We start from the raw sequence: 18121 nt of genomic DNA on the forward strand, positions 1-18121 counted from the left end.
GGCTGGTGGCGCTTTCAAATCCGCTCGCTCCGCAATGCGCGGGCCGTCTCGTCTGGAAACCACAGTCCAGCGATATCCATGCCAGACTCAGTTCCGCCCATTATGGCCCCGGGATGTAAAATATTTCTTCCAGCGGCCGGAGTTGTTTCACTATCGGTCAACTATCCCGGCGTATGTGTATCGAAACAAGGCAATGCCGCGACCTGGCGACCAGCAGACGGTCAAGTCAGGGCCGGCATGATCCTTGCTCGTGGACTTCTGTGCGCCACATCGGCGGAGGACGTGCAGCATTGGCATGGTGATCCGGGTTCCACATCCGCTCGTCACCATGCCGGCTATAGGTGAAGTCCAAAGGGGTGTTGGGTTTGAATTTTCCAGTCGCCTGATCCGTCCGGTGGCGGGATCATCAAACTACCCCTGGCAGAAAGATGCATGGGAATATGCGGATTGCATGCGTCCATCAGGGCTATGAACTCTATGGTTCCGACCGCAGCTTCGCGGAGAGCGTGGCCGCGCTGCGCGCCGCGTTTCCGTCAGCCGACATCGAAGTGGTGCTGCCGCGCGGCGGACCGATCGTACGGATTCTCGAACCGCATGCGACCCGGATCGTCTTCGAGCCGCTCTGGGTGCTGAGGCGCCAGGCCATTGCGCGCCTTGCCACGGTCGAGATGGCGCGGCTGCCGGTCGCGGTGCTGAGGGCCTGGCGGCGGCTCAGGGATTGCGATCTCACCTATGTCAACACCTCGATCGTGGCCGACTACGCGCTGGCCGCGCGCCTTCTGCCGCACAAGGCCGTGCTGCACGTCCACGAAATTCCCGAAGGCGCCATGCGCAGGATCCTTGTCGGCCTGATGCACTGGAGCCATGCCGATCTCATCTTCAACTCGCGCGCCACCCGCGCCGCGTTCGGCGAGCCCAGATCCGCGCGCTCCCAGGTGATCTATAACGGCGTCGCCGGCCCGGCCGCGGCCGAAGCGACGACCTATGACGGCAAGCGCCCGCTCAAGGTGCTGCTGCTTGGCCGCATCAACAGGATCAAGGGCCAGGAAGTGCTTTTGGAGGCGATCGCCTCGCTGCCGGCGGAACTCAAGTCGAGGATCGAGGTGCGGCTGGTCGGCGGGGCCTTCGAAAGCGTCGAACGCGAACGCGCGCTCGCCGAACTGGTCGGGAGCATGGGACTCACCGGACGCGTCAGCGTGCTGCCCTTCATCCCCGACCCGTCCGAGCATTATCGCTGGGCCGATATCGTCACCGTGCCGTCGCGGCGTCCCGAATCGCTCGGCCGTGTCGCCATCGAGGCGATGGCCTATGGCCGGCCGCCGCTGGTGTCGGCGATCGGCGGGCTGGTCGAGGTGGTCGCCGACGGCGAAACCGGCTGGCATGTTCCGCCCGGCGATGCCGCCGCCCTTGCCGGCAAACTCGAGGAAATCATCCTGCGGCCGGAGGCATGGCGCTCCTTTGTCGCCGCCGGGCGGGCGCGCTACGAGGCGGTCTTCAGCGAGCCGGTCGCGGCGGCGGCGATTGCGGCAATAGCCGCGGACAAGCTGAAGGCGGCCATCGCCAAGCCGGGCCGGACAGCAACCGCCCGCCAGGCGGAGACACGGCCGTGAAACTGCCTGGCCATCTGGTGCGGCGCCTCGTGCTGATGATCGGCGGCGAGGCGATGCAGAGCGGCTTCCACTTTGCCCTCAACATCGCGCTGCTGCACATGCTGTCGGCGCAAGGCTACGGTCTCTTCGCCATCGGCATGGTGATGGGCGGCGTCGGCCTATCCTACATCAGGTCGCTCACCGCCGTTCCCGCCTCGATATGGATGAGCAAGAGCACCAACAGCGCCGGCGTCAATGCCTATGACGTGGCCTTCGGGACGGCGGCGCTGGTCGTTGCGTTGTTGATGGCCATCGGCACGGCGATCGTGATGCGTCTTTTGGGCGATCCCAGCGGAATAGCCGCCGGCTGGTTCGTCGGCGCATGGTCGCTGCGCAGCCACATGCGCACGGCCTTCTTCGCACGCCGCCAGCAGGTGATCGTCTCCATCAGCGATGCTGCCTTCACGATCGCCGGCACCGTCATGGCCGGCCTTGCGATCTGGCTGGCCAGGGACGCACTGCAGAGCGTGTTCTATGCACTTGCGGCGGCCAACCTGTTTGGCATCTTCGTCCTGGTTCGGCTGGCGCGCCGCACGATGCGCATCAGCTTCCGCATGCCGACGCGGCGGCGCTATGCAAAGCTCTGGTCGCAGCTCTGCTGGTCGGCTTTCAGCGCCACCACCGCCAACATCCAGGGCCAATGCCTGGCGCTGCTGGTCGCGGGCATTGCCGGACCGGCCGCCTATGCGCCGCTGGCGGCGGTGCTCGTGCTGTTCGCGCCGCTGCGCATCATCAGCCTCGCCTTCGTGAACATGACGCAGCCGGAACTGGCCAAGCTGATGCGCAGCAACGAAACGCGCCGTGTCTGGGCGCAGGCAAAGCTGTGGGCTGTCGTCATGGGGCTCGGCGCGGTGGCCTATGGATGCGCCATCATGTTTGTCCTGCCGATGATAAAATCCCAGGCTCTCCAGGATGCCTCGGTGGGATTCATCGGGCTTTTCGTGATCGCGAATTTCGTCCCGATCATGCTCTACATCATGCCCCGCATCGTGCTCGAGATACTGGGTGACTTCCGCATCGTGGCGTTCATCACCTTGGGCGGCGCCATTGTCGGACTGGCGTTGATCGCGATCCTGCTGGCGGTCGCGTCTCCGCCCTGGTCGCTGGCGGGTTCCGCGGTCTCCGAGATCTTCGTGCTCGTGGCATCATGGTACTTCGTGCATCACCGAATGTGGAACATCGAACACCCGGACCAGCAGCACGACAGCCGGCTGGGCTCGTGGCGGCGGGCGGTTTCGTTCGCCGCGGCAAGACGATAGGAGAGAGATGTGTCAGGCCAGGCAGTGCAAATTGCTGCGGTGACGGACTTTCCCGGCGGGCAGGTTCGGCATCCCGCCGCGATCGCGGCGAACGGCACCTATACGGCGAAACTGCATACCAGCCTGGAAGCGGTCAGGCCGCTCTGGCTGCGCCTCCAGGCGGATGGCATGTGCACCGGCCACCAGAATTTCGCCTGGGCAGAAGGGATCGTGGCGCGGCTGTTGCCGGAAAGTGCGGAACTCCTCATCGTGGAGGTGGGCGACGCCGCGACCGGCGAACCCAGAATGCTGGTGCCGCTGATGCGGCGTAGGGCGTTCCACCATTGGGTGGTCGAATGGTTGAGCGGTGGCGTCTGCGACTACGCGGCGCCGCTGCTGGCCGATGCCACCCCGTGGACTAGGCAATCCGCGCAGGCTGCGTGGGCGGCGGTCCGCTCGGCGTTGCCGCCGTCGGACCGCGTCCACATCGTGGGAATTCCGCGACAGATCCACGGCGTCGCCAATCCGCTGGCCTTGCTCCCGGACACGCGCGATTCCATCCAGACCGCCTTCGGCCTCGCCATCGACGGCGACCCGGAAACAGTCCTCAAGCGTCATTGCAGGCCCTCCTTTGTCAAGGAATTCGGCAAGGACTGGCGTCGCCTCGAACGGCTTGGCAGCGTGGAACTGGTCGAGGCCGACGCGCCGGCCGAGGTTGAGCGTATCTTCGATGAATTGGTGCGGATGCGGCTCGATCGCTTTCGCGAGCTTGGTCGCTTCGACTTGCTGACGCAGGAGAAGATCGTCGATTTCTACCGGAGCGCGGCCATTCAGGGCCTGTCGGATGGTTCCGTGCGGCTTTTCGGGCTGCGCGTCGGCGAGGCGCTGATCGCGGTTCAATATCTGCTGGTTCATCAAGGGACCGTTCACGCTCTCCTGATAGCGATGGACCAGAGCGTCGCGCCCAATGTCTCACCAGGGCTTACAATCATGGGCAGGTTAATCGGCTGGGGGCGCGAACAGGGCTTTGGGTATTTCGACCTGTCCGTCGGCAACCAGGGCTACAAGGAACATATGGGCGCAAAGGGCTCGGAATTGGTCGAACTCTGCCATGGGTTCACGATGCGGGGCAGCGTGGCCAATGCCGTCATCGAGTTCCGCAGGCGGGCCGAGGCTTTCGTGCGCACCAAGCCGGGACTTTACAAGGCCGTACAGGGCGTGATGCGCCGTTTGCGGCGGTTGAAGACCTGAAGGACGCCCGCGAAATTGACAGGGCCGCGCGTCTCCGCCATCCTTGGGGGCAGTCGCCGAGCCGCCAAGAGCGGCCGAGTTCCGTGTCAGGCGACCGAGGGCGAAGCGCATGTCCACTGCCGTGAACAGCCAGAACTCCAAGCGCGCCGCGGTGCGCAAGGCGCTCGACCGCCACAAGGTCTACATTACCGCGCAGCGTTTCTCCGATGGCACCTACAGTGCGCGCGTGCTGGTCGACGGCGAGGCCTACTGGGTCGACGAATTCCGCTTGAGCCAGTTGCAGCAGGGGCTGTCGCCGGCCGAGCTGGAACTGACGCCGGCGATTGACGATTGAGACCAAGTGAAAAATCGCGAATGGTGCAAACGTAGCGCCCTACGGCGCCCCCCTCTGTCCTGCCGGACATCTCCCCCTCTAGTGGGGAGATCGGCAATTTCGCCTGCCGCGCTATTCTTTCAACGTCCGATATTCGCGAAGGCCGCCGTGAAGTTCGATCTCCCCCCAAGAGGGGAAGATGCCCGGCAGGGCAGAGGGGGGCGCGAAGGAACGAGGCGGTTGTTGATTTCCGCCAGGCTCGGCTTTTGACATGCCGCCCGCCAAGCTCCAGACCTATCGCGCCAAGCGCGAATTCTCGAAGACGCCGGAGCCGGCCGGCGGGTCGATGGCCGGCGACGGCAACCGCTTCGTCATCCATAAGCACCATGCGACGGCGGACCATTACGATCTGCGCCTGCAAGTCGGCGATGTCTTGAAAAGCTGGGCGGTGCCGCGCGGGCCCTCGCTCAACCCTGCCGACAAAAGGCTGGCCGTGGAGACCGAGGACCACCCGCTCGAATATATCGATTTCGAGGGCGTCATCCCCGAAGGCGAATATGGCGGCGGGCCGATGATCGTCTGGGACGCCGGCATCTGGGCGCCGATGGGGGATGTCGAGAAGAGCCTCAGGACCGGCGCCTTCAAGTTCCGGCTGGCCGGCGAAAAGCTCAATGGCGGCTGGATGCTGACGCGCCTGAAGCCCAAGCCCGGCGAGGACGAGAACAAGAAGAACTGGCTGCTGTTCAAGGAGCGCGACCTCGCCGCCGACACGGCGCTGAACATCCTCGAAGCGCGGCCGGAAAGCGTAAAATCCGGCCTGCGCATCGAGGAGCTGGTGGCGCCGCCGAAGCCGGCCGCGAAGTCCGCGCCAAAGCCTGGGTCGTTGAAGCCGGGCGACCTGCCCGGCGCGGCCAAGGCGCCGGCACTGAGCCGTATCGAACCGCAACTGGCCACCCAGGTGCCGAAGCCGCCGGGTGGCGAAAGCCTTGCCGACAATACCAACGAGCTCTGGCTGCATGAGATCAAGTTCGACGGCTACCGCACCATGGCGCATGTCTCCAACGGGGAGGTCCGGCTGATCACCCGTGGCGGCATCGACTGGACGAAGCGCTATGGCGACCTTCCCCATGCGTTCGCCAAGCTGCCGTGCCGCGAGGCGATCATCGACGGCGAGATCGTCGTGCTCGACGCCAAGGGCATTTCCCGCTTTGCGCTGCTGCAGGACGCGCTGGCGGAGGGCGCCGGCAGCAAGCTGCACTTCTACGCCTTCGATCTCCTGCAACTCGATGGCTGGGACCTGATGAAGGTGCCGCTCATCCGGCGCAAGGCGCTGCTGGCCGAACTGCTTGGCGGGCTTGGCGCCAACTCCGCCATCCAGTTCTCCGACCATGTCGAAGGTTCGGGGCAGGGGCTCTACGACCAGGTGACGGAACTCGGCCTGGAGGGCGTGGTTTCCAAGCGCGCCACCGCCATCTATCAGAGCGGCCGCACCAAGAGCTGGACCAAGACCAAGGCGCTCGAAAAGGGCGATTTCGTCATCGCCGGCTACACCACTTCGGACGCGGCCGAGGGGCTGGCCGCGCTCGGCATGGCCGAGTGGGTGGACGGCGAACTGCACTATCGCGGCAAGGTTGGCTCCGGCTTCGATGCCGCGACCGCGGCCGACCTGCTGGCCCGGCTGGAGCCGCTCACGTCAGGCGCAACGCCGCCGGAAGGCGTGCCGCGCGAAATCATGCGCGAGATGCACTGGGTCAAGCCGCTGTTTTCGGCGCGCATTCATTTTGCCAACCGAACCGCGGACAATGCGCTGCGCCATGGTGTGTTTCGCGGTCTGCGTGACGTCGGCCTGTCGACGCCGGTGTCGGCAAAACGCAAGCGGCTGATCGCTGAAGCCGACCTTGCCACGATCTGGGTGACAAACCCGACGCGGCGGCTGTTCGGCAGGAACGGCCCGACCAAGCTCGACATCGCCGTCTATTACGCGCTGGTCGGCGACTTCATGCTGCCGCACATCCTTGGCCGCCCGGTGTCGCTGGTGCGCTGCCCGACCGGCCTGCCCAAGGATTGCTTCTTCCAGCGCCACGCCTTCACCGGCATGCCGCCTTCGGTGGTGACGTTCCAGGCGACCAATTCCGAGGGCGAGACCAAGTCCTATCTCTCCGTCGAGGGCGCCAAGGGCTATCTGGCGCTGGCGCAGTTCGGCGTCGTCGAGTTCCACACCTGGGGCACCCATCGCACCAGCCTCGACAAGCCCGACCAGATCGTCTTCGACCTCGACCCGGGCGAGGGGATTTCCTGGCGCGAGGTGGTCGAGGCCGCCGTCCACATCAAGGGCGAGCTGGAGGGGCTGGGGCTGGTGCCATTCGCAAAGACTTCGGGCGGCAGCGGCATCCACATCACGGTTCCGGTGACCGGCAAGCAGAACTGGAAGAAGCTGCACCAGGCGACCAGCGCGATATCGACGCATGTTACGGCCACCGCGCCAGACACCTTCACCACCACCATGGGCAAGGAAAACCGCAAGCGGCGCATCTTCATCGACTATCACCGCAACGCGCGCGGCCACACCTCCGCCGCCCCCTATTCGCTGCGCGCCCGCACCAACCTGCCGGCCTCGACACCGGTGAGCTGGGGCGATCTGGAGGCGATCGATGCGCCGCAGGATTTAAATTACGCGTCGCTGCCGGGGTTGCTGGAGACATCGGGTGATCCGTGGGCTGACATTGACGAGTTCGCGCGGGATTTGCCGGTGGTCCCGGGAAAGGTAAACGGGCTTTGAGGCGCCCTTCGACGAACAGGGCTCCTGAACTTCGTCATCCTAGGGCGAAGCAGGAGCGAAGCTCCGTCGCGAAGACCCTAGGATCCATGCCGCGACCATTGTTGTAGAATGCACCTGTTCAGATGACCGGATACGTCTACATGACCGCGAGCCAGAAGCGCGGCACAATCTATATCGGTGTCATCAATGACCTCGGTCGCCGTATGCCAGAACACAAGTCGGGCCAAGGCTCGCGTTTCACCGGCCGATACGGCGTGCAACGGCTGGTCTGGTATGAGGAATATTTCGACATTACCGATGCGATCCAGCGCGAGAAGTCACTGAAGCGCTGGCCGCGCCTATGGAAGGTTGAACTGATCGAGAAGGCCAATCCAGACTGGTTCGAACTCTTTCGCGGAACAGGGTGGTGAGCTTTCCTTCACTGCAGCAACGCTTGTAAGTCACGGCATGGATCCTAGGGTCTGCGCGCGTCGCTTCGCTCCTTGCTTCGCCCTAGGATGACGAAGGGATGAGCGGGTCGGCCAATCACCGGCGTCCCGCACGCCATCGACGCTTCCGAAAATTTGAATTATTCTCCGCCCGTGACCCCCGAAAACCGGCGGGAAGATTTCGTCAGGGATTTGCCGCTATTGTGCCGGGTCGGTGTAGGATTTGCGCAGCCTTGTTCGTCCTTCGGACGAAGCGCTGCGAAGTAACTGTCAGCGCGCGGCCGCGTAGGAGTTCATCATGGCGCCCAGGGCAAGTTGGAAAGGTTACCTCAAACTCAGTCTGGTCAGCTGTCCGGTGCGGCTATACCCCGCCACCAGCGCCAGCGAACGCATCTCGTTCAACCAGCTGCACAAGAAGACCCACAACCGCATCAACATGAAGCCGGTCGACCCTGAACTGGGGCTCGTCGAACGCGCGGATCTGGTCAAGGGCTATGAGTACGAGGACAAGCAGTACATCATCATCGACGATGCCGACCTTGACGCGGTGCGCATCGAATCCAATCACACGATGAACATCGAGGCCTTCGTCGACGAGGACGAGGTCGACGTCATCTACCAGGACGCGCCCTATTACATGGCGCCGGACGGGGCGATGGCGGAAGAGACCTTCGCGGTGCTGCGCGAGGCGATGCGCAAATCCGGCAAGCTCGCCATCGCCCGGCTGGTGCTGTCCAGCCGCGAGCGCGTGGTGACGATCGGCGCGCGCGAGAACGGCATGTTCGTGTGTACGTTGAGGAACCCGAACGAAGTGCGTGGCACGGCTGAATATTTCGGCAACATTCCGGCCATGAAGCCTGACCCGGAAATGCTGCAGCTTGCCGAAGCGCTGATCAAGCAGAAGGAAACCACCTTCGATCCGAAGAATTACGAGGACCGCTACGAAATCGCGCTGATGTCGATGATCCGCGAGAAGCTGAAGGGCCATAAGCCGATCATCGCGGCGGCACCGGAACGCGGCAATGTCATCAACCTGATGGATGCGCTGAAGGCCAGCCTGTCGCAGTCGAAGCCGCCGGCCAAGTCGAAGAGCAAGGCCGACGAGGCCGCCAAGCCCGCCGCCAAGAAGGCGGCAGCGGGTGGTGCGCCTGAAAATCCGCTCAAGGCCAACCTGCTCAAGGCGGTCGGCAAGAGCAAGAAATGACGGCACCGGCCGTTCCGGGGGCTGTCTTTGGTACGATCGGCGCGCTGGCGGCGTTTCCGCTCAGGCTCGCCGCGCGCGAGGTGGAGCGCCAGCACGGCCAGCTCAGGCGCGGCGTCACCAGGCGTACCACCCATGTCGTGTTCGGACGGACCTTGCTGGCCAAGACTGGGCTGGCCAAGACTGGGCTGACCAAGGCCGGACTGACTAAAAATAGCGACGGCGAGATCGAACGCCGCCTCGGCGCCGAGCGTGCGGCCGGGCGCATTCTCTTGAGCGAGAACGGTTTCCTGCGGCTGCTCGGGCTGATGAAGGCGCCCGAGGCGCCCTCACTGTCGCGCCAATCGCTGATCGACCAGTCCAGGCTGTCCGGCGCCGATCTCGACCGGCTCAGCCTGTTCGATGCCTTCGAGCATGATGGCGAGCCCTATTCCTTCCGCGACCTGATCCTGGCACGCAAATATGCCGGGCTGATCGCCGGCGGCGCCACATGGGGCGCGATCGCGCGCTCAGTCCACCGCTCCGGCCCCGTCGCTTCGCTCACCGCCAAGTCGCTCAATGTCGGCTCGCAGCATGGCCGTCCCGACGCCATCTATCTCGAAGGCGGCCAGAGCGAACTCGACGGGCAATTGCTGTTCGATCTGGGAGCTGCGGCACAAGGCGACGACACGCTGGAAGATCTGTTCGCCGAGGCGGAAGCCGCGGAGGAGGGCGGCGACCATGACGGTGCCGCCGCACTCTACCAGCGCTGCCTCGCCATCGACCCCACCGACGCCATCGCCGCCTTCAACCGCGCCAACTGTTTGCGCGGGTCCGGGCGCGTGGCGGAAGCCGCGCACGATTATGCCAGGGCGATAAAGCTCGATCCGGCGTTCGTCGAAGCCTGGTTCAATCTGGCCGGGCTGATGAGCGAGCAGGGCCGCGACGCTTCGGCGCGAAGGCATTTGCAGAAGGCGATCGCGCTCGACAAGACTTATGCCGACCCGGTGTTCAATCTGGCGCGGCTGGAGTTCGACGCCGGCAATCTGCTCGAGGCGCGGCGGCTGTGGATGCGGTACCTGGAACTCGACGCGGAGTCGGAATGGGCAGGGGTGGCGGCCAGGGGTGTGCAGTTCGTGGACATGCAGCTGGCGAAGTCGGCGGGGTGACGATGGTTGGCCAAGACCGCGACGACAGCCGGTCTCCCCCCTTGTGGGGCAAGATTGGCGGCTTCGCCGTCGCGCGGGGTGTCACATCATGACCACCTTCCTCTTCGATGGCCACGACACCGCTCCCGTCACCATCCTGCTTGCGCATGGTGCCGGCGCGTCGATGGATTCCCCCTCCATGACAGCCACCGCCAAGGCACTCGCCGCCGCGGGCTTCCAGGTCGCGCGCTTCGAGTTCCACTATATGGCGGCGCGCCGCTACGGGCAGCGCAAGCCGCCGCCGCGCGCCGAGACGGTGAACCCGGAATACATCAAGGCGATCGCCGACCTTAGGGGCAAGGGCGTGACGGGCAAGCTCATCATCGGCGGCAAGTCGATGGGCGGGCGCGTCGCCTCCATGGTCGCCGACGAGATGTTTTCCAAGGGCGAGATATCGGGGCTGGTCTGCTTGGGCTATCCCTTCCATCCGCTTGGCAAGCCCGAGCAATTGCGGACAAAACATCTCGCCGGGCTGAAGACGCCGACGCTGATTTTTCAAGGGACGCGCGACGAGTTCGGCACAAAGGACGAGGTCGCGACCTACGGCCTTTCCGATGCGATCGAAGTGATCTGGCTGGAGGACGGCGACCATGATCTCAAGCCGCGCAAGAGCATTTCGGGCTTCTCCACGGCGGATCATCTGACGACGCTGGCGCAAACGGTGAAGGCGTGGGTGGGCAGGATCGCCCCCTGATCCCCGATGAAGATTGCCAGCTTCAATATCAACAACATCAACAGCCGGCTGGACAAGCTGCTGGCGTGGCTCGCCACCGCAAAACCCGATGTCGTCTGCCTGCAGGAATTGAAGGCGCGCGACACGCAGTTTCCGCGTACCGCGCTTGCCGATGCCGGCTATGGCGCGGTGTGGAAGGGTGAGCCGACCTGGAACGGCGTCGCCATACTCGCGCGCGGTGCCGAGCCGGTGCTGACCCGCGATGCGTTGCCCGGCGACGATGCCGACCGGCAGAGCCGCTATATCGAGGCGGCGGTGAACGGCATCGTTATCGCCTGTCTCTATGCGCCGAACGGCAATCCGCAGCCGGGGCCGAAATTCACCTACAAGCTCGCCTGGCACGCGCGGCTGGAGGCGCATGCCGAACAGCTTCTCGAAACCGGTCTGCCTGTGGTGCTGGCCGGCGACTACAACATCGTGCCCGAGCCGCGCGACATCTACGCCACCCGCTCCTATGACGACAACGCGCTGGTGCAGCCGCAAAGCCGCGCTGCCTTCGCCGCGCTGCTGGAACAAGGCTGGACCGATGCGTTACGGAAGAAATATCCGAAGGAGACGCTCTACACCTTCTGGGATTATCGCCGGAACCGCTGGGAGCGTGACGCCGGCCTGCGGCTCGATCATATCCTGCTGTCGAAGACGCTCGTGCGCCGGCTGAAGGGAGCGGGCATAGACCGCGACGTGCGCGGGCAGGATGGCGCCAGCGACCATGCGCCGGTCTGGGTGGAACTGGGGTGAGCATCGCGCGACGATCGTCGCATAAGCACGCGACGGCAATGCGTGGTGCTGTTTGCAGGGGCGCCGGAGTGAATGCCTGGAGGGGTCGCGCCGGCGCATGGACGCTGGTCAAGGTGACAGGGCGCTTGCCATGGTCGACGCGGACGGGGGGCGCATTGTTGGGGTGTGCTCGGCGCCCGCGCCAACCAGGGCGGCTCGTACCGCCGCAACAACCTTATCGCACATCCCCTAGACGTCCGAAACTTCCGCGAAAGCGGAATAGGCAGGGGCTGCAAGGCCCTGCATTCTAGCCGGGCACAATCGGCCAATCATCAGGCGGCATTGCGGGCATGGCGATGACGCGAGATGGCAAAGTGCCGGCGCCTCTGGACCGACCGGCGCGCGTTGCCTGCGCGTCGCGGATCGAACCATCCGGTTTCCCTTGTAGGACCAAGGTCTTGGGTGGTGCGCGCAAAAGTCCGGGGGGCCCTGTTCGGTTCCGGCAATGTCCATTGGATGTTCCGCTATTTCATCCAATCGAGATATAATCATGCGGCTTTGCAGCGGGGTTGAGAAGGGGCAAAAGCCTGGTCGAACGGCCATGAACTGGTGACCCGTCCGGGAAGGCAAGCGCAAAATTCCAGCGAGAGCAGTTGCTAGTCAGCCTGCCCGACCGAAAGCTGGCAGTCGGTGAGGTCGTTTGTTTCGGGAGCGAAAAACTCGGCCCGCTCCAAGCAGGCAGGCGCGCCTGGGCTTGCGGTCAGCCCAGCCACCACCACAATGCCGCGATCACCGCAGCGATGGCAGCCACCGTCAGTCCCAGCATGATGTAGGAGCCCGTGATGATGTCGCGGATGATCTTCTTGATCGTTTCGCGGTCGTTCAGGTTTGGGAAGGGTTCGTTCGGCTGCGCCACGTCGAGAAAATGGCAGAGCGGGGCCCAGCCGTCACTGACCTTGAACACCAGCAGCTTTTCCGGCGGCACGGCTGCCTTCAGTTCGTCGACATAGGCATTGTAGCGGGCAACCGCCCTATCCCGGTCGCCCATGACACCGGCCAATGTGCGGCCCCAGATGAGCTTGCGCGACATGTCGCCGAACTTCCGGCCGAACGGGGTGAGCCATTCCAGGATCTTGAACTGCCACAGGTTCTCGGTGAAGTAGATGGTGTCGATCGTGCTTTCGTACCACGCCTCGGCGCCGCGTGGGTGCAATGTCAGCAGCACCTTGGCGTCGGGGTAGGCCACCATCAGTTCGCGCCACACGCAGCAGCCTGGATTGTCGACCGTGGCGGTGTAATTGGCGAACACCTTGCCCCAGTCCTGCTGCGAACCGGGCGGGCTGTTGGCCACCTTGCGCCAGAAATCGAGATGGCCTGTGTTGGCCTTGTTCATGATCACTTCCTGCATGTGATAGCAGGGCAGGCCGAGCTTGTTCAATGCGGCAAAGGTCGACCATGTGCCGGTGCGGCCGAAACCGGCCCCGATCAATTTAAGCGTCATTCCCCAATCTCCCCGGACTTCTTTTCCCGATTACCGCGGTCCGTGAGCATCAAACTGCTCCTGCCAGCGCCACCGTGCAACAAATTTCTAAGGGGATGTCGAGCGGGACACCGCATACTTGCGTAGTTGCTAAAATAATGAAAACCTGTGCGCGGATGCGGAGATTTGGGCAGGGAGTCGCCCGGACCGGGACGGGTTGGGGGATCTTAAAGGTTGATGTATTTTGGGCCATTTCTCGTCGGAATGTCGGCGACCACGATCCTTGTCGCGGTGTGGACCTATATTGCTACCGGTTCGTTCTGGGTGGCGCTTGCCTGGACAGCGGTGGTCCTGGTCGTCCTGCAGGTCGGCTACTTCGTGCTCGTCCTGGGGCTAATCTACAGGCGCGCACAAGACACCGCGATGGGCCAGGATGCAGTCAACCCGGTGCCGCCGTTACACCGGGACGGCGTCCGGCATTAACGGCGCCACCCGCGGCTGCTATCCCTCCGCCCCCGGGAGAATCTCTCAGGGCCTTGCTGGCCAGCGTATTCAGCATCGCGCAGAATTCGCCCGCGGCGCACTTCCGGTAAATCGCGGCGGCCACGGTGGAACGAAGCCGCGGTGCGTGCGTTTTCCTACCTCGATCGGTGAGGCGCCACCTCCACCGGTGCGTTGGAGGCCCGCTCCTGCTCCCGGCAGGGCGGGCCTTTTTTGGAGGCGAGGCAAAGCATGGGAACGACACCCCTCGCTATACGTTAGATAGCTCCAGCGTAATTTCTTGCCTTTGCAAGCCGATATGTCTTGATTGTCCCGCAATCCAGAAGAAGTTTTATTAGACCTGCAAAGCATGCTAGTGTGGATATCTTCACTTATATTTGTAACAAAATGTGGCATATTGTTGGTTAAGCGCCTCATTTATTTCACAAGCAGATATGGAACCTCCGACTTGCGTGAGAGTTTCCCTTCAGGCGGAGCGAATAGCCAATCATGGAGGTTGTGATGAAACATTATCTTACGAGTGCTGCGGCTGCGATCGTCCTGCTGGGCGGCGTCGGCGCGGCTCTGGCGGACACCATCGTGGTCCAGCCGGAACAGGAGACGGTCGTTCGCGAATATATCAAGAGGGAACCACTGGCGTCGGTGAACCTTCTGGGCGTCGAACTCAAGCTCGGCTCCTCTGTGCCGGACAAGGTCGAACTGCGTGAAGTTCCCAACGTCAGGTATCGTGTCGCGGTGATTAATGATCAGACCGTGCTGGTGGATCCCGACACCCGTCAGATCGTGGAAGTTCTTCACTGATCCGTCTCATGCATCAAGCAAAAAGCCCATCACCGGTTTAACGCCGGTGATGGGCTTTTGACGGAGCTTTCCTGAATCTACTCGGCGGCGAGCCTATCCTGCGTCCTGGTGTCGAAATCGCTGGCGTCATGGCGTTCGTGCAGCTGCATGGCCGGTTCGCCGAAGGCGCGGTTGACCATGCGGCCACGCTTTACCGCGGGTCGTTCGTCGATCATCTTCGCCCAGCGCTGCACGTTTTTATACTCGTGCACCGACAGGAACGTGGCGGAATCATTATACTGCCGGCCGAGCGCCAGCCCGCCATACCAGGGCCAGACCGCCATGTCGGCGATGGTGTAATCCTTGCCGCCAAGATATTCCGTTTCGGCCAGACGGCGGTCGAGAACGTCCATCTGGCGCTTCACCTCCATCGAGAAGCGGTCGATGGCATATTCGATCTTTTCCGGTGCATAGGCGTAAAAATGGCCAAAGCCGCCGCCGAGATAAGGGGCCGAGCCCATCTGCCAGAACAGCCAGGATAGCACTTCCGCCCGCGCCGGCTGCTCGGCCGGCAGGAATTCGCCGAATTTCTCGGCGAGATAGACCAGGATCGAGCCGGATTCGAAGACGCGCACCGGGGACTTGCCGCTATGGTCCATCAGCGCCGGGATTTTGGAATTGGGATTGACCTCGACAAAGCCGCTGCCAAACTGGTCGCCATCGTTGATGCGGATCAGCCATGCATCGTATTCGGCGCCCTTGTGGCCAAGCGCCAGGAGCTCTTCGAGCATCACCGTCACCTTGACGCCGTTTGGCGTCGCCAGCGAATAAAGCTGCAGCGGGTGCTTGCCGACCGGCAGTTCCTTGTCGTGCGTCGGTCCGGCGATCGGCCGGTTGATACTGGCAAAGGCGCCACCATTGCCCTTGTTCCAGGTCCATACTTTCGGCGGGGTGTATTCGGTCATGTCGGCTCTCGTATCGTGGGAGGATGGCAGGTCACCCATAGCTAGGGCTGCGGAGAGGGAAGTTCAACTTGTGTTGAACTATTGTCAATGCGGGCCGCGCATCGCCTGCCGGGCGTTCGAAATTGGAAAAGCCGAGCAGTTGGCTTTTCCTGCCCTATGGCCACCGTTTCTCACCCCCTTGCAGCATCTCCCCCGTGGCATACCTATAGAAGAAGCCGCCAGGCATTCGCATCGCAGGACAAAATCATGACCATAAATCCCAATCCGCGTTCCGTCGTTGCCGTGCGGGCGACCGTTCCGGAGGATGCCTTCACGGCCGGGGCACTGGGCACGCTCAGGGAAGGCAGCGGCGTCGTCATCCGCAGTGACGGGCTGGTGCTGACCATCGGCTATCTCATCACAGAGGCGGAGGAGGTCTGGCTGACCTCGCATGACGGCCGCGTCATCCCCGCTCACGCGCTCGCCTACGACCAGGAATCGGGCTTCGGCCTCGTTCAGGCGCTGGCGCCGACCGGTCTGCCGGCCGTGGCGCTGGGTGATGCCGGTAAGGCCAGGGTCGGCGACGCGGTGGTGCTTGCCGACGGCATCGGTCGGGCGATCGAGGCCAAGATCGTCACCAAGCAGGAATTCGCCGGCTATTGGGAGTATCTGCTGGACGAAGCGATCTTCATCGCGCCGGCGCATCCGTCCTGGGGCGGCGCGCCATTGTTCAACGCCGAGGGCGCGCTGCTCGGCATCGGTTCGCTGCGCTTGCAGATGAGCCGCGCCGGCGAGGTTGCCGATATCAACATGGTGGTTCCGATCGACCTGTTGCCGCCCATCCTCGACGACCTGCTGACGCGTGGCCACGTGGCCAAGCCGCCGCGCCCGTGGCTCGGCGCGCTGTCGGCCGAAAGCGACGGCAAGGTGGTGGTGATGAGCGTGACCGAGGGCGGCCCGTCGGCCAAGGCCGGCCTGCGCGAAGGCGACGTCATTTCCGAGGTCCGCGACGGTGAGGTCGACGGGCTCGCCGATTTCTATCGCAAGCTTTGGGAAAGCGGCTCGGCCGGTGCCGAGATCCCGATGCGGGTGGTGCGCGACGGCCGCGAGACCTGGCTGCGCGTCAAATCCGCCGACCGCGGCAGTTTCCTGAAAAAGCCGCAGCTGCAGTAGGCCCGGCGATTTCGGCCAGCCGATGCATCCAAGACTGCTCAAGACCTTCCTCGCGGTGGCGCGCAGCCGCAACATCACGCGCGCCGCCGAGATGGTTCATCTCGCCCAGTCGAGCGTCAGCGACCAGGTCCAGTCGTTGGAGGCCGAGCTGGGCGCTGCCTTGTTCACACGCTCGAAATCAGGGCTGGAGCTGACGCCGGCGGGGCTGGCGCTGAGGCCCATCGCCGAAGAGCTGCTGCGGCTGGACGGCGAGGCGCGTGCCGCCGTTCAGGCGGCGTCTGGCCAGACCAGCGGCGTTCTGACCATCGGTGCGCTGGAGACGATCGCCTCGGCCCGCCTGGCGCCCTGGCTGCCGGGGTTCCAGGCCAGCCACCCCGACATCGCCGTCCGGATGAAGGTGACCGACAGCGGCACGCTGCTGCGCCAGCTGGAGGACGGCGACATCGATGTCGCCTTCTGCTTCAGTCGCCGCGATGTTCCAAATGGCGGCGTCGATCAACGCTTCGCCAGGCATTCAATAGCGGCCGAGCCGCTGGTGCTGATCGCCGCGCCGGGGCAGAATCTGGTTCCGTGCGATCTGGCCGCCCTTGCCGCAAAACGTTTCGTGGCAACGGAGCCTGGATGCATCTACCGGCACATGTTCGACACCGCCTTCGCCGAGGCGGGCATCGGAGCCTCGGGATTTGCCGCCGAAGTCGGCAGCATCGGCGCCATTGCCCGGCTGGTCGCGGCCGGCGCGGGGCTGGGCCTCGTTCCACGTCTGGCCGTCAGCGACGCGCTTCAGCGTGGTGAGCTGATCGAACTGCCATGGCCTGGCCGAGCGCAAGTGGCGCCGCTGACGATGATCTGGCGGCGCCGGCGCGTCCAGCCGCCGGCACTCCGGCACCTGCTTGCCGCCGCGCGCGACACACTGGCGCCGCCGCCCTCCGGAACCGGCTCAGGATCTGAATCGGCGAACCGCTCCAAGGCCTTGTTTCTAAACAATTCCGGGAAAGCCGTCGTCAGCTAGACCAAGCGATGCCCGCCCTCGACATGCAGCGTCGTGCCAGTCGTAAAACCATTGCCCATGAGGAAGAAAATTGCGTCGGCGATGTCGTCGGGCTGGCCGATCCTGCCGACCGGCAGCCGCTCGGCCATCGCCGCAAGTGTCTCTGCTTTCCTGTCGCCGGCCACCTGCGCCCAAATCTCGGTATCGACCCAGCCGGGCGACACGGCGTTGACGCGGATCGGCGCGAGTTCCACCGCCAGCGCCCGCACCATCCCTTCGAGCGCGGCATTGACGGCGGCGACGACCGAACCGCGCGCGGCCGGCCGGTAGGCGGCGATGCCGGAAACGAAGGTCATCGAGCCGGGCACTGCCAGCCGTTGCGCGCCGTGCTTGGCCAGCAGCAGCGGCCCGAAGATCTTGCTGTCTACCACGCGTTGCGCCGCCGCGAGATCGAGTTCCGGCAGCAGCCGGTAGGCGCCTTCGATGTCGGCGGCGGTGCTGACGATATGGTCGAGGCCGCCGATCCGGGCGAACAACGCCGCGACCTGATCTTCCCGCGTGATGTCGACAGTGGTTGTTTCGAGGGCGGCGCTATTGCCCAGCGCCTCACGAGCCTGCCGCAGCCTGTCTTCGCCGCGCCCGGCGATGATGACTTCGGCCCCGGCTTCGAGGCAGCGCCTTGCAAGCGCTAGGCCCATGCCGGATCCTCCGCCGACGATCAGGATCTTTTGGTTCGAAATGCTCATATCCGCTCTGCCT

General features: G+C 64.1%; 17 protein-coding genes. 14 read left to right on the forward strand and 3 right to left on the reverse strand.

What is annotated here, in order from left to right; translation table 11 throughout:
- The first annotated feature begins 440 nt into the window (after positions 1-440).
- From FJ941_RS21015 to xth, 10 genes are all read left to right on the forward strand, one after another.
- On the forward strand, positions 441-1610 hold the full coding sequence (locus FJ941_RS21015; RefSeq protein WP_140508562.1) for a glycosyltransferase family 4 protein: 1170 nt from the start codon (positions 441-443) through the stop codon (positions 1608-1610).
- Entirely contained in the window at positions 1607-2908 is a 1302-nt protein-coding gene (locus FJ941_RS21020) for a hypothetical protein (RefSeq protein ID WP_181169902.1), read from the forward strand. The genes FJ941_RS21015 and FJ941_RS21020 overlap by 4 nt, the downstream gene beginning before the upstream one ends.
- Positions 2909-2917: 9 nt before the next feature.
- Positions 2918-4138 (forward strand): GNAT family N-acetyltransferase, encoded by a 1221-nt coding sequence (locus tag FJ941_RS21025; RefSeq protein WP_140508564.1) that lies wholly within the window; start codon positions 2918-2920, stop codon positions 4136-4138.
- Positions 4139-4247: 109 nt separating this feature from the next.
- Positions 4248-4472 (forward strand): hypothetical protein, encoded by a 225-nt coding sequence (locus FJ941_RS21030; protein ID WP_027144223.1) that lies wholly within the window; start codon positions 4248-4250, stop codon positions 4470-4472.
- Positions 4473-4722: 250 nt separating this feature from the next.
- A complete protein-coding gene (ligD, locus tag FJ941_RS21035) occupies positions 4723-7230 on the forward strand; it encodes a DNA ligase D (RefSeq protein ID WP_140508566.1) in 2508 nt (835 codons plus the stop codon).
- Between the two features lie 122 nt (positions 7231-7352).
- The gene (locus FJ941_RS21040) at positions 7353-7640 is read left to right on the forward strand and encodes a GIY-YIG nuclease family protein (RefSeq protein WP_140508568.1); all 288 of its coding nucleotides are present in this window, start codon (positions 7353-7355) and stop codon (positions 7638-7640) included.
- A 316-nt stretch (positions 7641-7956) separates the two neighbouring features.
- Positions 7957-8862, forward strand: a complete 906-nt coding sequence (locus tag FJ941_RS21045) for a Ku protein (RefSeq protein WP_140508570.1) — start codon at positions 7957-7959, stop codon at positions 8860-8862.
- A complete protein-coding gene (locus tag FJ941_RS21050) occupies positions 8859-10007 on the forward strand; it encodes a tetratricopeptide repeat protein (RefSeq protein ID WP_140508572.1) in 1149 nt (382 codons plus the stop codon). The genes FJ941_RS21045 and FJ941_RS21050 overlap by 4 nt, the downstream gene beginning before the upstream one ends.
- An 88-nt stretch (positions 10008-10095) precedes the next feature.
- A complete protein-coding gene (locus tag FJ941_RS21055) occupies positions 10096-10740 on the forward strand; it encodes an alpha/beta family hydrolase (RefSeq protein ID WP_140508573.1) in 645 nt (214 codons plus the stop codon).
- A gap of 6 nt (positions 10741-10746) precedes the next feature.
- The gene (xth, locus tag FJ941_RS21060) at positions 10747-11517 is read left to right on the forward strand and encodes an exodeoxyribonuclease III (protein ID WP_140508575.1); all 771 of its coding nucleotides are present in this window, start codon (positions 10747-10749) and stop codon (positions 11515-11517) included.
- A 739-nt stretch (positions 11518-12256) separates the two neighbouring features.
- Here the strand turns inward: xth and FJ941_RS21065 are convergent.
- Positions 12257-12997, reverse strand: coding sequence for a sulfotransferase family protein (locus FJ941_RS21065; RefSeq protein ID WP_140508577.1), 741 nt, complete (start codon positions 12995-12997; stop codon positions 12257-12259).
- Between the two features lie 216 nt (positions 12998-13213).
- On the opposite strand from FJ941_RS21065, the gene FJ941_RS21070 reads away from it, so the two are divergent.
- Complete coding sequence (locus FJ941_RS21070) at positions 13214-13459, forward strand: exopolysaccharide production repressor protein (protein WP_140508579.1); 246 nt, start codon at positions 13214-13216, stop codon at positions 13457-13459.
- A gap of 519 nt (positions 13460-13978) precedes the next feature.
- Positions 13979-14278: a DUF1236 domain-containing protein gene (locus FJ941_RS21075; protein WP_140508581.1), complete on the forward strand. Its 300-nt coding sequence runs from the start codon at positions 13979-13981 to the stop codon at positions 14276-14278.
- A 77-nt stretch (positions 14279-14355) separates the two neighbouring features.
- On the opposite strand, the gene yghU is transcribed toward FJ941_RS21075, so the two are convergent.
- A complete protein-coding gene (gene yghU / locus FJ941_RS21080) occupies positions 14356-15222 on the reverse strand; it encodes a glutathione-dependent disulfide-bond oxidoreductase (RefSeq protein WP_140508583.1) in 867 nt (288 codons plus the stop codon).
- Between the two features lie 246 nt (positions 15223-15468).
- Between yghU and FJ941_RS21085 the strand changes: the two genes are divergently transcribed.
- Both FJ941_RS21085 and FJ941_RS21090 read left to right on the forward strand, forming a co-directional pair.
- Positions 15469-16374 carry a S1C family serine protease gene (locus FJ941_RS21085; RefSeq protein WP_140508585.1) on the forward strand — a complete coding sequence of 302 codons (906 nt, stop codon included), beginning with the start codon at positions 15469-15471 and terminating at the stop codon, positions 16372-16374.
- A 22-nt stretch (positions 16375-16396) separates the two neighbouring features.
- Positions 16397-17383: a LysR family transcriptional regulator gene (locus tag FJ941_RS21090; protein WP_140508587.1), complete on the forward strand. Its 987-nt coding sequence runs from the start codon at positions 16397-16399 to the stop codon at positions 17381-17383.
- On the opposite strand, the gene FJ941_RS21095 is transcribed toward FJ941_RS21090, so the two are convergent.
- Positions 17380-18108, reverse strand: a complete 729-nt coding sequence (locus tag FJ941_RS21095; RefSeq protein ID WP_140508589.1) for an SDR family oxidoreductase — start codon at positions 18106-18108, stop codon at positions 17380-17382. The two genes, FJ941_RS21090 and FJ941_RS21095, sit on opposite strands and share 4 nt — an antisense overlap.
- Positions 18109-18121 lie beyond the last annotated feature (13 nt).

Origin of the sequence: Mesorhizobium sp. B2-3-13, assembly GCF_006442195.1 — a bacterium.
Taxonomy (GTDB): domain Bacteria; phylum Pseudomonadota; class Alphaproteobacteria; order Rhizobiales; family Rhizobiaceae; genus Mesorhizobium; species Mesorhizobium salmacidum.